Origin of the sequence: Photobacterium andalusiense (genome assembly GCF_900185625.1) — a bacterium.
Classification (GTDB): Bacteria; Pseudomonadota; Gammaproteobacteria; order Enterobacterales; family Vibrionaceae; genus Photobacterium; species Photobacterium aquimaris.
This window is the reverse complement of record NZ_FYAJ01000027.1, coordinates 1-1,845: the sequence shown is the minus strand read 5'-3', so window position 1 is coordinate 1,845 and position 1,845 is coordinate 1. Positions and strand designations below refer to the sequence as shown.

Annotated in this window: 10 tRNA genes; all 10 read left to right on the top strand. The window is 44.9% G+C overall.

The features are described from left to right. Window positions 1-16: 16 nt before the first annotated feature. The 10 genes from PAND9192_RS20100 (at window position 17) to PAND9192_RS20055 (ending at window position 1,833) form a co-directional block, all read left to right on the top strand. Window positions 17-93 (top strand) — tRNA-Asp (locus PAND9192_RS20100). A gap of 50 nt (window positions 94-143) precedes the next feature. Beyond that, a tRNA-Thr gene (locus PAND9192_RS20095) sits at window positions 144-219 on the top strand. A gap of 9 nt (window positions 220-228) precedes the next feature. Then, window positions 229-313, top strand: a tRNA-Tyr gene (locus PAND9192_RS20090). Window positions 314-319: 6 nt separating this feature from the next. Beyond that, window positions 320-395, top strand: a tRNA-Asn gene (locus tag PAND9192_RS20085). Between the two features lie 121 nt (window positions 396-516). After that, window positions 517-606 (top strand) — tRNA-Asn (locus tag PAND9192_RS20080). A 717-nt stretch (window positions 607-1,323) separates the two neighbouring features. Further along, a tRNA-Ser gene (locus tag PAND9192_RS20075) sits at window positions 1,324-1,414 on the top strand. Window positions 1,415-1,454: 40 nt separating this feature from the next. Beyond that, window positions 1,455-1,531, top strand: a tRNA-Asp gene (locus PAND9192_RS20070). 50 nt (window positions 1,532-1,581) lie between these two features. Further along, window positions 1,582-1,657, top strand: a tRNA-Thr gene (locus PAND9192_RS20065). Between the two features lie 9 nt (window positions 1,658-1,666). Continuing rightward, a tRNA-Tyr gene (locus PAND9192_RS20060) sits at window positions 1,667-1,751 on the top strand. A 6-nt stretch (window positions 1,752-1,757) separates the two neighbouring features. Continuing rightward, a tRNA-Asn gene (locus PAND9192_RS20055) sits at window positions 1,758-1,833 on the top strand. The last annotated feature ends 12 nt before the right edge of the window (window positions 1,834-1,845 follow it).

Sequence of the window (1,845 nt, the reverse complement as noted above, 5' to 3'; positions counted from 1 at the left end):
AGTTTCGTAAAGAATTGGAGCGGTAGTTCAGTTGGTTAGAATACCGGCCTGTCACGCCGGGGGTCGCGGGTTCGAGTCCCGTCCGCTCCGCCAACATAAAGACATAGTGTTATTTATTAACATGCTATGTAACGAAATTTTGTGCCGACTTAGCTCAGTAGGTAGAGCAACTGACTTGTAATCAGTAGGTCACCAGTTCGACTCCGGTAGTCGGCACCATTAAATTTCGGTGGGATTCCCGAGTGGCCAAAGGGAGCAGATTGTAAATCTGCCGGCACTGCCTTCGAAGGTTCGAATCCTTCTCCCACCACCATATAATTCCCTCTTAGTTCAGTTGGTAGAACGGCGGACTGTTAATCCGTATGTCACTGGTTCAAGTCCAGTAGAGGGAGCCAAATAGAAAAGCCTGCAAGTAATTGCGGGCTTTTTTACGTCTAGAGTTTGGTGAAGCGAGAGTTTGAGTTTTCGAGTTTCGAGATCGCGAGAGCAGAGTGCTAGCTTCAACCACCATACAATTCCCTCTTAGTTCAGTTGGTACTCTTTATTGGGGAGCTTAGCGGACTGTTAATCCGTATGTCACTGGTTCAAGTCCAGTAGAGGGAGCCAAATAGAAAAGCCCGCAAGCAATTGCGGGCTTTTTTACGTTTGGAGTTTGGTGAAGCGAGGATTTGAGTTTTCGAGTTTCGAGTTTCGAGATCGCGAGAGCAGAGTGCTAGCTTCAACCACCATACAATTCCCTCTTAGTTCAGTTGGTACTCTTTATTGGGGAGCTTAGCGGCCTGTTAATTTACATGTCACTGGTTCAAGTCCAGTAGAGTGAAGCCAAATAGAAAAGCCCGCAAGCAATTGCGGGCTTTTTTACGTTTGGGGTTTGAGTGTGGCGAGTGCAGAGTGCTAGCTTCTACCACCATATAATTCCCTCTTAGTTCAGTTGGTGCTCTTTATTGGGAAGCTTAGCGGCCTGTTAATTCATATGTCACTGGTTCAAGTCCAGTAGAGTGAAGCCAAATAGAAAAGCCTGCAAGTAATTGCGGGCTTTTTTACGTTTGGAGTTTGGTGAAGCGAGGATTTGAGTTTTCAAGTTTTGAGTTTCGAGATCGCGAGAGCAGAGTGCTAGCTTCAACCACCATAATAATTTCCTCTTAGTTCAGTTGGTACTCTTTAAATCACAACACATCAATCAATTGTGGCTGTCGCAATTTGTTTTATAAAACATCAAATTGAATAATATTAATAAGTTTTGATTAATTGGTGATCACTTGAAAATCTTTTTAATATTATTGCTTTACAGATGAAGGTTAGCCCTATATTATTCGCGGCATTGGAGAGATGGCTGAGTGGTTGAAAGCACCGGTCTTGAAAACCGGCATACGTTTATAGCGTATCTAGGGTTCAAATCCCTATCTCTCCGCCAAATTCTAGAGATTCGATTTAATCAAGTTTCGTAAAGAATTGGAGCGGTAGTTCAGTTGGTTAGAATACCGGCCTGTCACGCCGGGGGTCGCGGGTTCGAGTCCCGTCCGCTCCGCCAACATAAAGACATAGTGTTATTTATTAACATGCTATGTAACGAAATTTTGTGCCGACTTAGCTCAGTAGGTAGAGCAACTGACTTGTAATCAGTAGGTCACCAGTTCGACTCCGGTAGTCGGCACCATTAAATTTCGGTGGGATTCCCGAGTGGCCAAAGGGAGCAGATTGTAAATCTGCCGGCACTGCCTTCGAAGGTTCGAATCCTTCTCCCACCACCATATAATTCCCTCTTAGTTCAGTTGGTAGAACGGCGGACTGTTAATCCGTATGTCACTGGTTCAAGTCCAGTAGAGGGAGCCAAATAGAAAAGCC